The following is a 622-nucleotide window of genomic DNA, read 5'->3' on the forward strand; positions in this document are numbered from 1 at the left end:
ATCTTTTTCTGAATGATTCCTTCCCCTCCTCCTCCTTCTTTTTCTCCTTCTCTTTCTTTCCCTTTCCCCTTCCTCCTCTTATCTTCTTCTTCCCTTCTTCTTTCTCTCTCCCTTTCTCCCCCTTCTCTTTTTCTTTCCCCTTTTCTTTTTCTTTTTCCTCCCTCCTCCTTTCTCCCTTCTTCCCCCCCTTTTCTCTTCTCTCCTTCCCTCCCCTTTTTTTTCTTCTTCCCTCCCTCCCTTCCTTTTTTTTCCTTTTTTTTCTCTTCTTTTCCTCTTTCTCTCTAGTCTTCTCTCCCTCTTTTTCTTTCTCTTCTTCCTTCTTTAGGGTTCCTCCTTTTTCTCCCTCTCTCTTTTTTTCTTCTTCCTTCTCTTTCTTCTCTTCCCTTCTCTTTTCTCCTTTCTCCCCTTCTTTTTCCTCTCCCTCTTTTCTTCTCTCCCTTTTTTCTCCCTCCTCTTCCTCTTTCCTCACTTTCCCTTCTTTTTTTCTTTTTTCTCCCTCTTTCTTCCCATACTTATTCCCCTAGCTTGACCCTTTCTGCTTGCTCCTCCTGCTAGTTCCCTTCTAAAATGCCTTTTCCAAATCAACCCCCTTGAATACATTTTCTTGATTATGCTTCCCCAC

General features: G+C 42.4%; 1 protein-coding gene. It reads right to left on the reverse strand.

Translation table 11 applies throughout. The features are described 5' to 3' along the window. Positions 1-469: hypothetical protein (locus tag P3R27_RS14570; RefSeq protein ID WP_301399149.1), on the reverse strand; the 469-nt coding region annotated here is incomplete at its 3' end. Positions 470-622: the final 153 nt, after the last annotated feature.

Origin of the sequence: Enterococcus spodopteracolus, assembly GCF_030441955.1 — a bacterium.
Taxonomy (GTDB): domain Bacteria; phylum Bacillota; class Bacilli; order Lactobacillales; family Enterococcaceae; genus Enterococcus_B; species Enterococcus_B spodopteracolus.